The sequence below is a fragment of the Paracoccus alcaliphilus genome (assembly GCF_028553725.1).
In the GTDB taxonomy this organism is placed as follows: Bacteria; Pseudomonadota; Alphaproteobacteria; order Rhodobacterales; family Rhodobacteraceae; genus Paracoccus; species Paracoccus alcaliphilus.
The window spans coordinates 2,729,604-2,747,015 of the sequence record NZ_CP067124.1; the positions used below are offsets into that span (position 1 = coordinate 2,729,604).

16 protein-coding genes are annotated in these 17,412 nt (G+C 65.3%); 8 read left to right on the top strand and 8 right to left on the bottom strand.

All coding sequences use genetic code 11. The annotated features are described in order from the left end of the window. Window positions 1-141: 141 nt before the first annotated feature. The 4 genes from JHW40_RS14180 to JHW40_RS14195 are packed head-to-tail and all read left to right on the top strand — an operon-like array spanning window position 142 to window position 2,703. The gene (locus JHW40_RS14180; protein WP_090611227.1) at window positions 142-387 is read left to right on the top strand and encodes a twin-arginine translocase TatA/TatE family subunit; all 246 of its coding nucleotides are present in this window, start codon (window positions 142-144) and stop codon (window positions 385-387) included. Window positions 388-405: 18 nt separating this feature from the next. After that, complete coding sequence (tatB, locus tag JHW40_RS14185) at window positions 406-954, top strand: Sec-independent protein translocase protein TatB (RefSeq protein ID WP_090611226.1); 549 nt, start codon at window positions 406-408, stop codon at window positions 952-954. A gap of 1 nt (window position 955) precedes the next feature. Then, on the top strand, window positions 956-1,831 hold the full coding sequence (tatC, locus tag JHW40_RS14190) for a twin-arginine translocase subunit TatC (RefSeq protein WP_090611225.1): 876 nt from the start codon (window positions 956-958) through the stop codon (window positions 1,829-1,831). Continuing rightward, window positions 1,828-2,703, top strand: a complete 876-nt coding sequence (locus JHW40_RS14195; protein ID WP_419182446.1) for an ATP-binding protein — start codon at window positions 1,828-1,830, stop codon at window positions 2,701-2,703. The genes tatC and JHW40_RS14195 overlap by 4 nt, the downstream gene beginning before the upstream one ends. 14 nt (window positions 2,704-2,717) lie before the next feature. Here JHW40_RS14195 and putA read toward each other — a convergent pair whose 3' ends face one another. After that, the gene (putA, locus tag JHW40_RS14200; RefSeq protein ID WP_244519141.1) at window positions 2,718-6,107 is read right to left on the bottom strand and encodes a bifunctional proline dehydrogenase/L-glutamate gamma-semialdehyde dehydrogenase PutA; all 3,390 of its coding nucleotides are present in this window, start codon (window positions 6,105-6,107) and stop codon (window positions 2,718-2,720) included. A gap of 114 nt (window positions 6,108-6,221) precedes the next feature. On the opposite strand from putA, the gene JHW40_RS14205 reads away from it, so the two are divergent. Continuing rightward, a complete protein-coding gene (locus JHW40_RS14205; protein WP_090611349.1) occupies window positions 6,222-6,698 on the top strand; it encodes an Lrp/AsnC family transcriptional regulator in 477 nt (158 codons plus the stop codon). 50 nt (window positions 6,699-6,748) lie between these two features. Here JHW40_RS14205 and JHW40_RS14210 read toward each other — a convergent pair whose 3' ends face one another. The 7 genes from JHW40_RS14210 to JHW40_RS14240 are packed head-to-tail and all read right to left on the bottom strand — an operon-like array spanning window position 6,749 to window position 14,752. Next, the gene (locus tag JHW40_RS14210; RefSeq protein WP_090611224.1) at window positions 6,749-7,696 is read right to left on the bottom strand and encodes an ABC transporter substrate-binding protein; all 948 of its coding nucleotides are present in this window, start codon (window positions 7,694-7,696) and stop codon (window positions 6,749-6,751) included. Window positions 7,697-7,721: 25 nt separating this feature from the next. Beyond that, window positions 7,722-8,705 (bottom strand): ABC transporter permease, encoded by a 984-nt coding sequence (locus JHW40_RS14215; RefSeq protein WP_090611223.1) that lies wholly within the window; start codon window positions 8,703-8,705, stop codon window positions 7,722-7,724. Next, window positions 8,702-10,216 (bottom strand): sugar ABC transporter ATP-binding protein, encoded by a 1,515-nt coding sequence (locus tag JHW40_RS14220; protein ID WP_090611222.1) that lies wholly within the window; start codon window positions 10,214-10,216, stop codon window positions 8,702-8,704. Before JHW40_RS14220 ends, JHW40_RS14215 begins: the two co-directional genes overlap by 4 nt. Further along, window positions 10,201-11,343 carry a Gfo/Idh/MocA family protein gene (locus JHW40_RS14225; RefSeq protein WP_211657253.1) on the bottom strand — a complete coding sequence of 381 codons (1,143 nt, stop codon included), beginning with the start codon at window positions 11,341-11,343 and terminating at the stop codon, window positions 10,201-10,203. The genes JHW40_RS14220 and JHW40_RS14225 overlap by 16 nt, the downstream gene beginning before the upstream one ends. Continuing rightward, window positions 11,343-12,398, bottom strand: a complete 1,056-nt coding sequence (locus tag JHW40_RS14230; protein ID WP_090611221.1) for a sugar phosphate isomerase/epimerase family protein — start codon at window positions 12,396-12,398, stop codon at window positions 11,343-11,345. The genes JHW40_RS14225 and JHW40_RS14230 overlap by 1 nt, the downstream gene beginning before the upstream one ends. A gap of 12 nt (window positions 12,399-12,410) precedes the next feature. Next, window positions 12,411-13,715, bottom strand: a complete 1,305-nt coding sequence (gene xylA, locus JHW40_RS14235; protein ID WP_090611220.1) for a xylose isomerase — start codon at window positions 13,713-13,715, stop codon at window positions 12,411-12,413. Beyond that, on the bottom strand, window positions 13,712-14,752 hold the full coding sequence (locus JHW40_RS14240) for a LacI family DNA-binding transcriptional regulator (RefSeq protein WP_090611347.1): 1,041 nt from the start codon (window positions 14,750-14,752) through the stop codon (window positions 13,712-13,714). Before JHW40_RS14240 ends, xylA begins: the two co-directional genes overlap by 4 nt. Before the next feature lie 311 nt (window positions 14,753-15,063). On the opposite strand from JHW40_RS14240, the gene JHW40_RS14250 reads away from it, so the two are divergent. From JHW40_RS14250 to JHW40_RS14260, 3 genes are all read left to right on the top strand, one after another. Beyond that, complete coding sequence (locus JHW40_RS14250) at window positions 15,064-15,627, top strand: glyoxalase superfamily protein (RefSeq protein WP_090611219.1); 564 nt, start codon at window positions 15,064-15,066, stop codon at window positions 15,625-15,627. A 203-nt stretch (window positions 15,628-15,830) separates the two neighbouring features. Continuing rightward, on the top strand, window positions 15,831-16,895 hold the full coding sequence (locus tag JHW40_RS14255; RefSeq protein WP_090611218.1) for a 3-deoxy-7-phosphoheptulonate synthase: 1,065 nt from the start codon (window positions 15,831-15,833) through the stop codon (window positions 16,893-16,895). A gap of 259 nt (window positions 16,896-17,154) precedes the next feature. Then, window positions 17,155-17,361: a cold-shock protein gene (locus JHW40_RS14260; RefSeq protein WP_090611217.1), complete on the top strand. Its 207-nt coding sequence runs from the start codon at window positions 17,155-17,157 to the stop codon at window positions 17,359-17,361. The last annotated feature ends 51 nt before the right edge of the window (window positions 17,362-17,412 follow it).

Here is a 17,412-nt window from a genome sequence, read left to right on the forward strand (position 1 = left end):
GCATTGTCGCGTGCCCGTCCATGCGGGCCACCCGCGACGAAACCGCCCGTCCATCACATAATAGCGCTTTGCATTCCCCCTGCCGAAGCCCTAAATATCATGCGCGGGCGGCTGGACCGTCCCAGCAAGGGAGCTTCTTAGATGCTGAACAATATCGGCCTTCCCGGTCTGCTTCTGATCGCGGTCGTCGTGCTCGTGCTTTTTGGCAGGGGCAAGGTGTCCTCGCTGATGGGCGAAGTGGGCAAGGGAATCACCGCCTTCAAGAAAGGCGTGAATGATGGCACCAAGGAAATCGAAAGCGCCGGCGAAGAGCCGCGCGACGTGAACCGCGACGTGCCGGGTGAAAAGGCGCGTGACGTGACGCCGCATCCGACCGACCGCAGCTGACCGGCGAAAGGCGCGGCCATGTTTGACATCGGCTGGAGCGAGCTTCTGCTGATCGGCGTCGTTGCATTGATCGTGGTGGGCCCCAAGGACCTGCCGCATCTGTTCCGTGCACTTGGCCGTTTCACCGCAAAGGCCCGCCATATGGCGCGGGAATTCTCCTCGGCGATGGAGGATGCGACGCGCGAATCCGGCATCGACGAGGCCACCAATTCGCTGCGCGACCTGAAATCGCTGACCTCAAAGAAATCGCTGGGGCTGGATGCGCTGGACCGCGCCGCCGACCGGTTCGAGAAATGGGACCCCGCCCTGCCCGGCAAGGGCAGCAGCGCGAAACGCGACCCCGCGGCCCCTGCCCCCGGTGCGCCCATGCCCGGTTCGGGCAGCCCGATGCCCGGCCCCGCCGCATCCGCCTCCGCTTCTCCGGCGCCCGCTGCCCCGGCACCTGCCGCTCCGGCACCCACCGCTCCGACCGGGACCAAACCCGACAGCGCAGGGGCTGATAATGTGCGGGGTGCGCCCCGGCGACGGCTTCACGCGGTGCGGCGTTCGGACATGAAAGACAGCTGACTTGGCCAAGAACACCGTTCCCGAAGACCAGCTTGACGACAGTTCCGCCCCGCTGATCGAACATCTGGCCGAATTGCGCAGCCGCCTCATCTGGTCGGTGCTGGCCTTCATCGTGGCGATGGTGCTGTGCTATACCGTCTGGAAACCGATCTACAACTTCCTGACCGAACCGATCTGTCACGCGCTGGAAACACGCGGCCAGAACTGTCAGTTGCAGATCATCAAGTTGCAGGAAGGCTTTTTCACCGCCATCAACATCTCGTTCTTCGGCGGCTTCGTGCTGGCCTTTCCGGTGATCGGCTATCAATTGTGGCGTTTTGTGGCGCCGGGGCTGTATCGCTCGGAAAAGGCGGCCTTTCTGCCGTTCCTGCTGGCGTCGCCGGTGATGTTCCTGATCGGCTCGGCCTTCGCCTATTACGTCATCCTGCCGATGGCCTATGACTTCTTTCTCGGCTTCCAGCAGGCCCCGGTCGTGGCCACCGCGGACGAGGTCACGACGACCGGAAATGTCGCGGGCATCGCCTTTCAGGGCTCGATGCAGGAATACCTGAATCTGACGATCAAGTTCCTGCTGGCCTTCGGTCTGTCCTTCCAGTTGCCGGTCGCACTGACGCTGCTGGGCAAGGCGGGGTTGGTGTCATCGGCCGGGCTGGCTTCGGTGCGGCGCTATGCCGTCGTCGGTATCCTGATTCTGGCCGCCGTCGCCACACCACCCGATGTCATCTCGCAGATCGTGCTGTTCGTGGTGATCTTTGCGCTTTACGAGGTCTCGATCCAGCTTGTCCGGCGGATCGAGAAGCGTCGCGAGGCTGAATTGCGCGCGCAGGGCCTGTGGGTCGAGGATGAGGACGAGGAAACCAACGAGGCCGCGAAATGACCTTCGACAGCACCCCCGCCCGCGACCCGCTGGCCGATAACGCCCTGGACCGCATCGCCGACGCGCTGGAGCGGCTGGCACCGCCGCCTGCCCCGGCCCCCAGCTTTACCGAGGCTTCGGCCTATATCTGGCAGCCCGATCCCGACCGGCTGGAGCCGGTGGAAACCGTGGCCCGCGTCGATCTGGTGCAATTGATCGGGATCGAGCGCGCCAAGGAAATCCTGCTGGCCAATACCCTGCAATTCGCGCGCGGTTACGGCGCCAATAACGCGCTGTTGTGGGGCGCGCGGGGGATGGGGAAATCCTCGCTGGTCAAGGCCGTTCATGCCGAGGCCGTGGCGCAGGACCTGCCGCTGGTGCTGGTCGAGATCGCCCGCGACGATCTGGATTCCGTGGATCGCCTGCTGAGCATCCTTGGCCGGGCCAAGGATCATCGTTTCCTGTTGTTCTCGGACGATCTGTCCTTCAGCCATGACGATACGCAATACAAGTCGCTGAAGGCGGTGCTGGATGGCGGGATCAGCGGGCGACCCTCGAACGTGATCCTTTACGCCACCTCGAACCGGCGTCACCTGATGCCGCGCGACATGATCGACAATGAACGCTCATCGGCGATCCATCCGGGCGAGTCTGTCGAGGAAAAGGTTTCGCTGTCGGACCGTTTCGGGCTGTGGCTGGGCTTCCATCCCTGTTCGCAGGACGAATATCTGGCGATGATCCAGGGCTATTGCGCCGCGTATGACCTGACCGTCGATCCCGAGGAACTGCGCGCCGAGGCGATCGAGTGGCAGGCCACGCGCGGCGGGCGTTCGGGCCGGGTGGCGTGGCAGTTCTTTACCGATCTGGCCGGGCGCAACGGAATCGCGCTGTAGGCCGTGATGGCGGGTCACCCCGCCATCAGCGCCGCATTGCCGCCCGCCGCCGTGGTATCCACGCAAAGGTGACGTTCATGCAGCACATGTGCCGCGTCGGGCATACCGCCGATCAGCGGCAACAGCGGCCCGTCCCGCCCTGCCAAAGCCTGCGCATAGGCCCGGCCCGTCTGCGCATCGCCCCACCAGATCGCGGCGGCCAGACCCTGCGCCCGTGACAGCGCCTCGGGCGCGATCAGACCGCCCGCCGCCACCGCCACACCGCCAAGGGCCGTGACCGCCTGCGCCTGACGCGCGGCGGCGGCGCGCCCCGGACCCAGGCACAGAACCGGGCCGCGCGGTGACAGGCCCAGCCGGTTCAGCTCTCCCGTCGGGCCGGGCATCAGGCGATGCGACAGCTCGGCCTGCGGCACCGGCGGCAGCGGGGGCAGATCGGCGGGGCCATCCCATTCACCCGCCTGTGGCGCGGGGCTGGCGAAGAAACGCGGCAGATAAAGCGGCCCGCCCGCCTTGGGTCCGGTACCCGACAAACCCTCGCCCCCGAAGGGCTGGCTGCCCACCACCGCGCCAATCTGGTTGCGGTTCACATAGAGATTGCCCGCATGAACCTGCTGCGTGATGTGCTGGACGCGCGAATCGATCCGGCTGTGCAGCCCGAAGGTCAGCCCGAAGCCGCGCGCATTGATGTCCGCAATCACCCGGTCCAGCCCGTCGGCGCGATAGGTCGCGACATGCAGCACCGGGCCGAAAATCTCGCGCTGCATCTCTGCGATGCCGTTGATGCCGATCAGCGTGGGGGCGATGAAATGTCCCGTTTCCGGCGTGGCCAGCTGGTGCAGCACCTGCCCCTGAACCTGCGCCAGATAATCCGCGATACCCTGCCGCGCCTCGGCGTCGATCAGCGGGCCGACATCGGTGGACAGCAAGGCGGGATCGCCCACCGAAAGCTGATCCATCGCGCCCTTGATCATCGCGATCAGATGCGGCGCGATATCCTGCTGGACATAAAGGCAGCGCAGCGCCGAACATCTTTGCCCGGCCGAGCGGAACGCCCCGGCGACGATATCGCGCACCGCCTGTTCGGGCAACGCGGTCGAATCGACGATCATCGCATTCAGCCCGCCGGTCTCGGCAATCAGCGGCGTGCCGGGGGCCAGATGATCGGCCATGCTGCGCGCAATCAGCCGCGCGGTCTCGGTCGAGCCGGTAAAGACCACGCCGCGCACGCGCGGATCACGGGTCAGCGCCGCCCCCACCGTGGCCCCGTCACCTGGCAGCAATTGCAGTGCGGACGCCGGCACCCCCGCCTGATGCAGCAGCCGCACGGCGATGGCGGCGACCAGCGGCGTCTGCTCGGCCGGTTTGGCCAGCACCGCATTGCCCGCCATCAGCGCGGCGGCGATCTGGCCGGTAAAGATCGCCAGCGGAAAATTCCACGGGCTGATCGCAACGATGGGTCCGCGCGGGGCCGCCGGGACGGACGCGCCCTCGGCGGCATAATAGCGCAGGAAATCCACCGCCTCGCGCAGCTCGCCCACGATATCGGGCAGGATCTTCCCCGCCTCGTGCCGCATGGCCGCAAAAAGCGGGCCGAAGTTTTCCTCATAGAGATCGGCAGCACGGCGCAGCACGCGGGCGCGATCCGGTGCCGGGGCCTGCCATATGCGGGCGTCCGCAATGGCGCGGGCGACGGTCGCATCATCGGCCTCGGTCACCTGCGCCACGACCGCGCCGCTGGCCGGGTTCACGACCGGGCGGGTCGTTCCGGTGGCCGCTGTCATGGACAGCGGCGCGGCGTCGGGCAGCGGGTCGGTCATGGCCGCTTCGATCCGGGCCAGCGTCTGGGCGTCGGACAGATCGAAACCGCGCGAATTGACCCGCCCCTTGCCAAAGATCGCGGCTGGTGCGGCCAGTCCGGCGGGGGCTGCGGCGGTCGCCACGGTGGCGAAGGGATCGGCGGCGATGGTTTCGGGCGCGACGGCCTCATCCACGATCTGATGCACGAATGACGAATTCGCGCCGTTTTCCAGCAGCCTGCGCACCAGATAGGCCAGCAGGTCGCGATGCGCCCCCACCGGCGCATAAATGCGGCAGCGCCCCCCGGTTTCGCGCAGAACGATGTCGTGCAGTCGCTCTCCCATCCCGTGCAGGCGCTGGAATTCGAAGGGAACCCCCTCGGCCAGTTCCAGAATCGCGGCGACGGAATGGGCGTTATGGGTGGCGAATTGCGGATAGATGCGGTCGGCATAGCCGATCAGCTTGCGCGCATGGGCGACATAGCTGACATCGGTCGCGACCTTCGAGGTAAACAGCGGGAAATCCGCGAATCCCTCGACCTGCGCGCGCTTCATCTCGGTGTCCCAATAGGCACCCTTGACCAGCCGCACCATGATGCGCCGGTTAAGGCGGCTGGCCAGCGCATGCAGCCAGTCGATCATCGCCCCCGCGCGCTTGCCATAGGCCTGCACCACAACCCCGAAACCGTCCCATCCGGCCAGTTCGGGATCGGACAGCACAGCCTCGATCACCGCCATCGACAGCACCAGCCGGTCCTGTTCCTCGGCGTCGATATTCAGCCCCATCCCCGCCGCCCGGGCCTGACGCGCCAGCCGTGTGACCACCGGTACCAGTTCACGCAGCACCCGATCCTGCTGCGCGACCTCATAGCGCGGATGCAGCGCCGACAGCTTGATCGAGATGCCGGGATTGGTCTCGACCGACCCGTTCGTGCAGGCACGCGCGATGGCGGCGATGGCGCGGGCGTAATCCTCGGCATAGCGGGTGGCATCGGCGGCGGTCATCGCGGCCTCGCCCAGCATGTCATAGCTGTAGGTAAAGCCCTGCGCCTCGCGCACCCGGGCGCGGTCAAGTGCCGCGTCGATGGTCTGGCCCAGCACGAACTGACGGCCCATTTCGCGCATGGCGCGGGTGACGGCGGTGCGGATCACCGGCTCTCCCAAACGGCGGATGGCGCCGCGCAGGGTTCCGGCCAGCCCCGGACGCGCGTCCTCCAGCACCTTGCCGGTCAGCATCAGCGCCCAGGTCGAGGCGTTGACCATGGGCGAGGACGCCTCGCCCAGATGGCGACCCCAGTCCGAGGGCGCGATCTTGTCCTCGATCAGTTCGTCGATGGTGGCGCGGTCGGGGACGCGCAGCATCGCCTCGGCCAGACACATCAGCGCCACGCCCTCGCGGGTGGACAGCCCGTATTCGGCCAGAAAATTCTCCATCAGCGACGGGCGGGCCTCTTTGCGGATGCGGCGCACCAGATCGGCGGCGCGGTCCGAGATCCTGGCCCGCGCATCGGGCGACAAGGCCGCCTGCGCGACAAGCTGGTCGATCAGCGCCGCTTCGGGCGCGAATTTGGCGTCGGATCCAAGGTCGGAAAAGGGCATCGGGTTCATCGGCGGCGCTTTCTGGTTGCACGGCCCCAGAATATCAAAGAGCACATGGACGATGTGACTATAAAATGCCATCATCCCAGACGAACCGAACATTATCACGCTGAATTTCAGATCATGACGACGCCTGACACCCCGCATCTGGACGCAACGGATCTGAAGATCCTGAACGAGCTGGTGACCAATGCCCGCATTCCGATCACCGAACTGGCGCGCAAAGTCGGACTGTCCAAGACGCCGGTCGCCGCCCGTATGCGCCAGCTTGAGGAGATCGGCCTGATCACCGGCTATCGCGCGATCCTGTCACCGCTGCGGCTGGGCCTGACCCATGTCACCTATGTCGAGATGCGGCTGTCCGACACCCGCCACCGCGCGCTGGAACAGTTCAATCAGGCAGTGCGCAACATCCCGGAAATCGAGGAATGCTACATGATCGCCGGCGGGTTCGATTATCTGCTGAAGGTGCGGTCACGCGACATGGCCGATTATCGCCGCATCATGGCCGAGAAACTGTCAGCCCTGCCCCATGTCCATTCCACCTCCAGCTATGTCGCGATGGAGGCGGTGGTGGAACAGACATGGACCAGTCTGTGACCAGCCTGTAACGCTGGCCCGGCAGGCGTGGCCGGACCAGCGCAGCCGCATCAGAACGGGCTGTCGGGATAGTAGAAGGTTTCCGCATTCTCGGGCGTGACCAGTACCGAGCCGATGATGAATTCGCCCGAAACCGGCGCGCCGGAGACCAGCCCCGCCGCCGTCACCTCGATCGCGGTGGCGATCATGGCGGGCGGATAGGTCACGTTGGCGGGCACCATTGCGTCGCCCTCCATCGTGCGCTGGATCATCTCTTTCATGCCGGCACCGCCCAGCACGAACTGGACATCCTCGCGCCCGGCGGCCTCGATGGCGGCCAGCACGCCGACCGCCATATCATCGTCCGAGGCCCAGACCGCGTCGATTTCAGGGAATTTCGACAGGAAATCCTGCATGACGGTAAAGGCCTGATCGCGGTTCCAGTTGCCGTGTTCCATGCCCAGGATCTCGATCCCCGAACCTTCGACAGCGGCCTGAAAGCCCTCGACCCGTTCATTGTCGATGGTGGTCGGGATGCCGCGCAGCACCACGACCTTGCCGCCATCGGGCAGCGCCTCGGCCATGTATTCGCCCGCGACACGCCCGAAACCGGGATTATCGCCCGCCACATACAGATCCTGAATCCCCTCGACCGACAGGCCGCGATCAACGACCGTGACCCATGCACCGGATGCCTTGACGTTCTGGACCGGGCCGGTCAGCGGCTCGGATTCGAAGGGCAGCACCACCAGCGCGTCGATATTGCGGGTGGCGACCATGTCCTCGATGTCATTGACCTGCTTGGCCGGATCGGACGCGGTGGCCAGCACGAAATCAAGCTGCGGATAGGTTTCCTCCAGCCGCTCGACCGCCGCCTGCGCGAAATAGTTCATGCCGCCCGCCCAGCCATGCGTCGCCGCCGGGATCGACACGCCGATCACCTTGGTGTCGCCGTCCTGCGCCATGGCGGGCATGGCAAGCGCCGCGGCCAGTGCAAGGCCCGATACGAAATGTTTCATCTCTTCCTCCCATGAAATGCCGGATTCACGATCCGGCTTTGCCTTCGCGCTGCAAGACGACAGCGAGAATGATGATGGCCCCCTGAATGGCACCGTTCAGATAGGGCGATACGAAGTCGGTCAGGTTCAGCAGGTTGCCGATCAGCGACAGGATCAGCACGCCGATCACCGTGCCCCACACGCGGCCGAAACCGCCCTTCAGCACCGTGCCGCCGATGATGACGGCGGCGATCGCCTCCAGTTCCCACAACATGCCGGTCGCGGATGAGGCCGAGCCGAGGCGCGGCACGTACATGATCGTCGCCACCCCCACCAGCAGCCCCAGCGCGGCATAGGTGATCAGCCGCACCCGCGCCACGCGGACCGAGGAATATTTCGCCACCTGCTCGTTCGAGCCGATGGCCGCGCAATGCCGCCCGAAGGCGGTGCCACGCATGATGATTTCCCCGATGATGACGACCACGGCAAAGACGATGATCGGCCAACTGATCCCGAACAGCCCGCCGTAATAGACCGGCTGATAGAAACTGCGCAGGCTGAAATCCAGCGACAGCGTGCCGCCATCGGCCAGCCATGTGACAAGGCTGCGATAGATGCCCATCGACCCCAGCGTGACGATGAAGGGTTCGATCCCCAGCCTTGTGATCAGCAACCCGTTCAGCAGCCCCGCCACCAGCCCGGCGAACAGCGCCACCGCCATGCCCAGCAGCACGATGCCGATGCCCACGCCCATGCCGGGCAGCGCCGTGTTCATCACCAGAATCATCAGCCCGGCGATGAAGGCCGCCATCGAGCCGACCGACAGATCCAGCCCTCCGGCAGTGATCACGAAGGTCATGCCCACCGCGATGATGCCGATGAAGGCCGAGCGGGCCAGCACGTTCGAAAGGTTGCTCCAGCCCAGAAAGTTGGGGTTGAGCAGCGCCCCGATGATGAACAGAACGATCAGCGCCAGTATCGGCCCGATCACGGTCATTCGAAGGCGGAAGGGGGCCTTGGCGGCGGTCATTGGGCGGTCTCCTGTTCGGGGCTGAGGGGGGCGACGCCCATGGCCAGCCGGACGATGGCGTCCTCGGTGGCGTCTGCGCCCAGCTCTCCGGTGATGCGGCCGTGGCGCATGACCAGAATCCGGTCGGCCAGCCCGATCACCTCCTGCATTTCGGATGAGATGACGACGATGGCGCGGCCCTCGGCGGCAAGGCGGCGGATGAAGTCATACATCTGCTGCTTGGTGCCGATATCGATGCCGCGCGTCGGTTCGTCGATGATGATGATTTGAGGATCGGCCAGCAATGTCTTGGCGAACAACAGTTTCTGCTGGTTGCCGCCCGACAGGTTGCCGACCAGCGCGCCGCGATGGCCGCGAATGCCGAAATCGGCGATGGCCTGATCCAGCGCGGCTTCCTCGGCTCGGCGGTCGATCAGCCCGCGGTCGAATTTCGCCAGCGCCTGAAGGGTCAGGTTCTCTCGCATGCCCTTGGTCAGCAGCAGGCCGCGGGTCTTGCGATCCTCGGTCAGGTAACACATGCCGCGCGCCTGCGCCTGCCAAGGATGGTCGATGCGGACCGGCTGGCCGAATATCCTCACCTCTCCGGTCGCAGGGCGCAGCCCGCAAAGCCCCTCGAACGTCTCGGTCCGGCCCGAGCCGATCAGCCCGGCCACGCCCAGAACCTCGCCCCGGCGCAGGGTAAAGCTGACATCCCGCGAATGGCCCGGCACCGACAGCCCGCTGACCTCCAGCGCCATATCGCCCGGCTGGCCCGTCTTGTCGGGGAACAGATCGGACATTTCGCGCCCGACCATCGCCGTCGCCATGCCGTGCTGATTCATCCGGTCGGCGGCACCGGTCCAGACCACGCGCCCGTCGCGCATGATGGTCAGATCGTCGGCGATCTCTTCGACCTCCTCCAGCTTGTGAGAGGTGAACAGCACCGCCGTTCCCGCCTCGCGCAGCGCCCGGACCTGCCGCAGCAGGATCGCGGTTTCGCTGCGGGTCAGCACGGCGGTCGGTTCGTCCATGATCAGCACGCGGGTGTCGCGCAGCAGCGCCTTGGCGATCTCGACCATCTGCTTGTCGGAATTGGACAGGCTGGACACCACCCGATCGGGGGATACGCGACATTCCAGCCGCGCCAGCAATTCGCGGGTTCTGGCCCGCATCGCCGGTTTGTCCAGCAGCAGGCCGCGCTTCATTTCGCGGCCCAGAAAGATGTTCTGCTCGACCGTCAGCTGTTCGGCCAGATTGAACTCCTGATGAATCATCGAGATGCCGCGCGCCTCGGCCTCGCCCATCGAGGCAAAGCCGACCTGCGCCCCGTCCAGCAGCACATCGCCCGATGTGGGCGGCTGATAGCCGGCAAGGATCTTCATCATGGTGGATTTTCCGGCGCCATTCTCGCCGATCAGCGCATGGACCCGACCGGGGCGCAGGGCGATATCGACGCCATGCAACACCTCGATCGGGCCGAAACTGCGGCTGACGTCGCGAAGGGCCAGAACCTCGGTCACAAGGTCACCCATGCGGCATCCTGCGCCGATGAACGCACGCAGGCGTCGATGAAGCGCATGCCCGCCAGCCCGGCCTCCAGCCCCGGCAGCAGATCCAGAACCGGATCGCGCTGCCCCGCCTGTGCCGCCCGGATCGCCTGCGCAGCCCCGGCATAGATATTGGCGAAGCCCTCGAGATAGCCCTCGGGGTGCCCGCCGGGGGTGCGGCTGACAGCATTCGCGGCGTCATTCGCGCCCGCGCCGCGCCGGGTCAGCAGGCGCTTGGGTTCGCCGAAGGGCGTGAACCACAGATAGTTCGGATCCTCCTGCGCCCATTCCAGCCCGCCCTTTTCGCCAAAGACACGCAGCCGCAGGCCGTTCTCGCAGCCCGGCGCGACCTGCGAACACCACAGCATCCCGCGCGCGCCACCCTGAAACCGCAGCAGGATATGGGCGTTGTCATCGACCCGCCGCCCCGGAACAAAGGATTGCAGATCGGCGGACAGTTTTTCGACCGCCAGCCCGGTCACGAAACAGGCAAGGTTATGGGCATGGCTGCCGATATCCCCGACAGAGCCGCCCGCGCCCGAGCGTTCCGGATCGGTGCGCCATTCGGCCTGCTTGTTGGTGCCGGTCGTCTCGGCGGCCTCGGTCAGCCAGTCCTGCGGATATTCGACCTGCACCACCCGGATCCCACCCAGATCGCCGGATGCGATCATGTCCCGCGCCTGCCGGATCATCGGATAGCCGGTATAGTTATGCGTCAGGATGAACAGCGCATCGGATGCCTTGATCGCGGCCGCCAGTGCCTCGGTCTGTGCCATGGTCGCGGTCAGAGGCTTGTCGCAGATCACATGGATGCGGCGTTTCAGAAACGCCGCCGCCGCGGGTCCGTGAACGTGGTTGGGCGTAACGATGGCCACGGCTTCGATCCCGTCGGGGCGCTCGGATTCAACCTCGGCCATCTCCTCGAACGAGCCATAGCAGCGAGCCGGGTCCAGCCCCAATGCCTCGCCGCTGTCGCGCGATTTTTCCGGGGTCGAGGACAGCGCCCCGGCCACCAGCTCGAACTCTCCGTCGATACGGGCGGCGATGCGGTGGACCGCGCCGATAAAGGCATCCTTGCCGCCGCCGACCATGCCCAGCCTGATACGCGCCATCACGAAATCCCCAGCATACGGCGGTTCGCGGCATCATCGGTGCCGCCATCCGCGAAATCGTCAAAGGCCCTTTCGGTCACCCGGATGATATGCTGCCGCACGAATTCCGCGCCTTCGCGGGCGCCGTCCTCGGGGTGCTTCAGGCAGCATTCCCATTCGACCACCGCCCAGCCGTCGAAGTCATTGGCGGTCATTTTGGCAAAGACCGCGCCGAAATCCACCTGCCCGTCACCAAGGCTGCGGAACCGCCCCGCCCGGTTCACCCAGGGCTGGAACCCGCCATAGACGCCCTTGCGCCCTGTCGGGTTGAACTCGGCATCCTTGACGTGGAACATCCGGATCCGGTCGCGATAGATGTCGATATTATCCAGATAATCAAGGCATTGCAGGACATAATGCGACGGATCATACAGCATGTTGGCGCGGGCGTGATTGCCGGTGCGTTCCAGAAACATCTCATAGCTGTCGCCGTCGTGCAGATCCTCGCCCGGATGGATCTCATAGCAGATATCGACGCCGCATTCCTCGGCATGATCAAGAAGCGGGGTCCAGCGGCGGGCCAGTTCGTCGAAGGCGGCCTCGACCAGCCCCGCCGGACGCTGCGGCCAGGGATAGACGAAGGGCCATGCCAGCGCGCCGGAAAAGCTGGCCATCGCGGTCAGGCCCATATGGCGGCTGGCGGTCAGCGCCTTGCGGACCTGATCGACCGCCCATTCCTGCCGCGCGCGGGGATTGCCGCGCATGTCCGGCACGGTGAAGCCCTCGAACGCCTCGTCATAGGCGGGATGGACGGCGACAAGCTGGCCTTGCAGATGGGTTGACAGCTCGGTCACCTCGACGCCGTTCTCTGCCGCAACGCCCTTGAATTCGTCGCAGTAATCGCGGCTGTCGGCGGCGCGGGCCAGGTCGATCAGCCGTCCGTCCCAACTGGGCACCTGCACCCCCCGATAGCCGCAATCAGCGGCCCATTTCGTGATGCTGTCCCATGAATTGAACGGCGCCTCGTCGCCGGCGAATTGCGCCAGAAACAGCGCCGGTCCCTTGATGGTTTTCATCCCGTTCCCCCCTCAGACATAGCGGTTGACCAGATTTTCCAGAATTTCCTGCCGCCCCGATACCGGCTGCGGGTCCAGCCCGTCCGCCACCGCCCGGTCGGCAATGCCTTCCAGCGTGGCGCCCTCGGCCAGCATGGCCTGCGCCTCGGGGTGGTTCCAGCCGGCGTAACGGTCGCGGCGGGCGGCCTCGAGCCGGTCATCTTCCAGCATCTTCGCCGCCGCCTTCAGCCCGCGCGCGCAGACATCCATCGCGCCGGCATGGGCCATCACCAGATCCTCGGGCTCCAGCGACTGGCGGCGCAGCTTGCTGTCGAAATTGGTGCCGCCGGTGGTAAAGCCGCCCGCCTTGAGGATCTCGTAATAGGCCAGCGCGGTTTCCGGCACGTTGTTCGGGAACTGGTCGGTATCCCAGCCGGACTGGTAATCGTTGCGGTTCATGTCGATGGAGCCGAGGATGCCCAGTTCCCGCGCCAGCGCCAGTTCGTGTTCAAAGCTGTGACCGGCAAGGATCGCGTGGCCCTGCTCGATATTCAGCTTCACCTCGTTTTCCAGACCATAGCGGCGCAGGAAACCGTACACCGTCGCCACGTCGTAATCATATTGATGCTTGGTCGGTTCCTGTGGCTTCGGCTCGATCAGGATGGTGCCCTTGAAGCCGATCTTGTGCTTGTAATCGACCACCAGCGACAGGAAGCGGCCCATATGGTCCAGTTCCTGCCCCAGATCGGTGTTCAGCAGCGTCTCATAGCCCTCGCGCCCGCCCCAGAGGACATAGTTCTGACCGCCCAGCCGATGGGTCACGTCGATGCAGTCGCGCACGGTGGCGGCGGCATAGGCAAAGACATCGGGGTCAGGATTGGTCGCGGCCCCGGCCATATAGCGGCGGTTGCTGAACAGGTTGGCGGTGCCCCACAACAGGCGCGGCCCGCCCTCGGCCATCTTTGCCTCGAATATGTCGGCGATGCGGTTCAGCCGGTCGCGGCTTTCCGTCAGGCTGCCGCCTTCGGGGCGCACGTCATGGTCGTGAAAGCAGAAGAACGGCGCGCCGAGGATGCGGAAGAAGTCGAAAGCGGCTTCGGCGCGGGCTTCGGCCAGTTCCATCGTGTCGGCGGGAAACCATGGGCGGTCGAAGGTGCGCCCGCCGAAGGGGTCGCCACCTTCCCAGCCGAAACTGTGCCAATAGGCGACGGCAAAGCGCAGATGATCCTCCATCCGCTTGCCCATCACCACCTCGTCGCGGTCGTAATGGCGCAAGGCCGGGCCTTCGGCATCGGGATCATAGGCAAGGGGTTGGACGGGTCCGAAATATCCGCTCATGCAATCTCTCCGTTCCCGGCGGCGCCGGGCAGGTTGTCTTTCAGGAAAATGGTTGGTGTGATGTCGGTGGGCGGCGGCTCGACCCCGTCGGCGATGGCCCGCATGGCGTCCAGCGCGCGGGCGATTTCCTCGGCGGGTTTCTGGTCGATCACCACATCGATCAGATCGGCCTCCAGCGCGGCGCTGGTATGCGGGGTCAGGTCGTGCAGCACGACAAAGGGACGCGCCCCACCCGCCTGCCGCAGCAGATCGATCAGCGCCCGGTTGCCCGCCCCGATGGAATAGATGCCCGAGATCGCCGCATCCTGCGTCAGCGCCCGGCCCAGCCGGGACAGCATCAGTTCGGGCCGGTCCTGCACCTCGATCGGCGGCAGCAGGGTTAGTTGCGCACCCCTCAGCACTTCGGTCACGCCCTCCAGCCGGTCGCGATGGTCGCGCACGCCAAGCGATCCCAGCACCGGCAGGATGCGCCCCGCGCCGCGATTATGGGCCAACCGCAGCAGCCTGCCCGCAGTCCGTCCGGCCACGATATTGTTGATGCCGACATAGATCCGGCGCGCCTCGGCCGCGGTGTCCGAAACCAGCGTCACCACCGGAATGCCCATCCCCGCCAGCCGTGCCACGGCATCGTTGAGATCATCGGAATCGACGCCGACGATGGCCACGCAATCGCAGTCGTCAGCCTCGATCTGCCGCAATTCCCCGGCCAGCGTCGCGGCGTCCAGCACAGGCACCTGCCGCAGCGAGATCACCACACGTTCGGCGGCGCGGCGGTCCCTCTCATCCTCCAGCGCCTGCCGCAGAACCGAGAAAAAGCCGTGATCGCCCTGCGGAAGATAGAAGCGGAAACGGTAATTGCGCCGCCGCGACAGGTTCGCCGCATGGATGTCGCGCTTATAGCCCAGATCCTCGATGGCCTGCAAAACGCGCCGGACCGACTTGTCAGCCACGCCGCCACGTTCGTTCAGCACGCGGTCCGCAGTCGAATAGCTTACGCCAGCCGCCCGCGCCACATCATGCAGCGTTGGTATCCGCATCCCCGATTCTCCTCCGACATCCAGCATTGGGGATATTTGACAGACGTCAATCATTTTTTGACCGACGTCTGTCAAAACACGCCGAACGGCACGGTAATCATTAAAATCTCAAGTATTTTCACGCGGCACCCCCGCGCTTGACGGCTTTGGCCCCCGATCCTAATCTGATCGCGGCTGATGCTGCCTGCCGCTCGCGCCCGCAAGGTGATGGTGAAAGCATCGTTCGCCTTTGATATGGACATTCATCCCCACGGCGTTCCCTCGGCAACCGCGAGCCCCCGACCAGATCGCGCCGTAACCGGAGAATGACCATGGTCACCATCGACCAGGCCAAGGCAATGGCCAAACACCTGCGCAACCAACTGGCGGCAGAGGATATCCCACGATCTCACTCCGCCTGCCTTGAAATCACCGCCCGGCAACTGGGTTTCCGCGACTGGAACACGGCTGCGGCGCAACTGCCCGAGACCGGCACCGGGCCGTCATTCACCCGCGCCATCCCCATCCTGCGGATCTTCGACGAAGCCAAGGCCCGCGAATTCTATCTGGATTTTCTAGGCTTTACCGTCGAATTCGAACATCGTTTCGGCACGGGAATGCCGCTTTACATGGGCGTCATACGGGCCGGACTGATCCTGCATCTGTCGGCCCATCATGGCGATGCCACCCCCGGCTCGACCGTCTTTGTGCCGATGACCGGGATCAAGGGCTTCCATCGCGAACTGCTGGATACGCATTACGGCTATAACCGCCCCGGTCTGGAACGGGCGCCATGGGGGCAGCAGGTCGAGGTCCATGACCCCTTCGGCAACCGCATCCGCTTTTGCGAATACCACATCGGGGACGAGGCCCCGGATGCCGCAAAAGGGGGATGACAAGCCGCTGCACGGCCGTTATCAAGAGTGCATGTCGCAACAGATCGCCCTCGCCTGCTCGTTTTATTGGTTCCGCTGTACCCAGCGGACACGGGCTGCCGTCTAGCGTTCCGACGCGACACCACCCCCGAAGCCGCTGGTCCGACCGGCGGCTTTTTTGTTTTCAGCGCATCCGGTCCGACCTTCCAGCAAGAGAAAGACCCATGCCGATCCAAACCGAAAACCTGCATATCGACGCGCTGCGCCTGCTGCCTGCGCCTGCCGATCTTGCCACCCTGCTGCCCCGCGATCAGGCGATTTCGCGCACCGTATCGGACAGCCGTGCCGCGATCCGCGCGATCCTGTCGGGTGCCGACCACCGCCTGCTGGTCATCGTCGGGCCCTGCTCGATCCACGACCCCGATGCCGCACTGGATTACGCGGCGCATCTGGCCCGCGAACGCCACCGGCTTTCCGACCGGCTGGAGATCGTGATGCGGACCTATTTCGAAAAGCCGCGCACGACGGTCGGCTGGAAGGGGCTGATCAACGACCCGCATCTGGACGGCTCGGACCGGATCGAGGACGGATTGCCCGCCGCCCGCCGCCTGCTGCTGGAGATCAACCGGCTGGGCCTGCCCACCGCGACCGAGTTCCTCGACCCGATCCTGCCGCAATATTTCGCCGATCTGATCGCATGGGGCGCCATCGGCGCGCGCACGACCGAAAGCCAGATCCACCGGCAGCTTGCCTCGGGCCTGTCCTGCCCGGTCGGTTTCAAGAACGGCACCGATGGTGGCGTGCAGGTGGCGCTGGATGCGATCCGCTCGGCCGCGGGGGCGCACAGTTTCCCGGCGATCACCGCCGAAGGCCGCGCCGCCATCGCCAGCACGACCGGCAACCACGCCTGTCATCTGGTCCTGCGCGGCGGCCATGACGGACCGAATTACAGCCCCGCCCATATCGAAAGCATCTCCCTTGCCGCCGCGCAGACCGGAATCGATCCGGGCATCGTCATCGACGCCAGCCACGCCAACAGCGGCAAGGATCCCGCCCGCCAGCCCGCGGTGATCGCCGATATCGCCACGCGAATCAGCGCGGGCGAGAACCGCATCCGTGGCGTGATGCTGGAAAGCAATCTGGTCGCCGGTCGTCAGGACCCGGTTGCCGGCCAGCCGCCGATTTATGGCCAAAGCATCACCGACGGCTGTCTTGGCTGGGACGACACGCAGGCGCTGCTGCGCCGGTTGGCCGAGGTCGCGCAATCGCGACAGCCACTGGCCGCATGACATCCGCGACGCCGGGGCAGGTCAAAAGCCCTGCCCCGGCTGCGCGCTCCGCCCCCCGAAGGGGTGATCCGACACCGGTGGCGAAACCCGCCGAAGGCTTGCAGAGGCAATATTGCCGTCCGCGATGATCTGTGCTATCGGTCCTTCCGCTACGTCTATTCTAATCGCACCTGTCTCCTATCTGGCTTCAGTCTGCTACTCGAACTGACCGGCCGGGCCGCTGCGCAGTGTGGGCGGTGCAACTGAAGGAGACATCACGATGGCCAATGGCACCGTGAAATGGTTCAACCACGACAAAGGCTACGGCTTTATCGCGCCGGAAAGCGGCGGCAAGGATATTTTCCTGCACATCTCGGCGGTCGAGCGTGCGGGCATCCGCAAACTCGATGACGGCCAGGCCGTGTCGTTCGACATCGAAACCGGCCGCGACGGCCGCGAATCGGCCTCGAACCTGCAGCTTCTCTAAGCTGACGCCTGAACGCGCGGCTTCGCGGAAACGGTAAGCTCACTTACAGAC